This is a genomic window from Arthrobacter sp. I3 (assembly GCF_000520575.1).
Taxonomy (GTDB): Bacteria; Actinomycetota; Actinomycetes; order Actinomycetales; family Micrococcaceae; genus Arthrobacter; species Arthrobacter humicola_A.
In genome coordinates this window covers 1-922 of record NZ_KI914971.1, presented here as the reverse complement: position 1 = coordinate 922, position 922 = coordinate 1, and the positions used below count along the sequence as shown (strand labels likewise).

Below are 922 nucleotides of genomic sequence, written 5' to 3'. Positions count from 1 at the left end.
AGGCTGCGGACTTTGCCGGCCACGTCGAGGACCTGTCCCGCACGGTCGAATACTTCCAGCTCGTTGCCGCGGCCGCGGTAGAGCGGACGCGCAAACAAGCCGCGTTCACCGCGCCGGCCGCACACGGCTGGGGTGAGGAAGCGGCCCAGGCGGGCTGGCTTACGGGCTGGAAACAGGAATCCGACGGCGGGACGGATGCAGGGGCCGGCGGGGGAGCTAATGCCGTTTCCGACGCCGGGGCTCACGGCGTACCTGTCGGCGGGACGCATGCCGGGGCCGGAACTGGCCCCCGCGGTGACTTGGCCGGGCACATGGGGATGTCCGCTGCGGCGGATGACGGCTACCGGAACGCCACAGATTTTTTGCGGGCGCGGCTGCGGATCAGCGCCGCCGAGGCCAAGCGCCGGCTGACGCTGGCCGCCGAGCTGTTGCCCCGCGCCGGCAGCGGCGGCCATACCGGGCCTCCGGTCCGGGAGGAGCTCGCCGTCGCCGTCGCGTCTGGCGACGTCGCCTCACGCGCCGCAACCCTCGTCACGCTCGCCCTGGACCGGGTCCGGCACAGTTGCCTCCCCGAGGCCGCCGCAACCATGGAACATGCCCTGACAGTGACGGCAATCGAGAACGACGCCGACTTCCTGGCCCGGATCGCCCGCCGGTGGGCCGAGGCGCTGGACCAGGACGGCGCCGAACCTTCCGAGGAATTGCTCCGCCAACTCCAGGGCGCCTTTCTCCGCAAACCCCGGCACGGCCTGCAGCACCTGGAAATCTTCGCGATCGCGGACCAGTTTGAACACCTGGTGACAGTGATGAACACCGCCACCAACCCCCGCACCGGCCCCGACACCGGAGAAGGCACCGCCACCGGCCACACGGCGCAGGCCGGACCGGGTGACGGGTCCGCGGCGGCCGACGAGCCCGGCCC

1 protein-coding gene is annotated in these 922 nt (G+C 71.9%); it reads left to right on the top strand.

Annotated features, from left to right (window positions below; translation table 11 throughout):
* The coding region (locus Y706_RS27100) for a DUF222 domain-containing protein (RefSeq protein WP_162159092.1) at nucleotides 1–922 on the top strand (922 nt) is incomplete at both ends.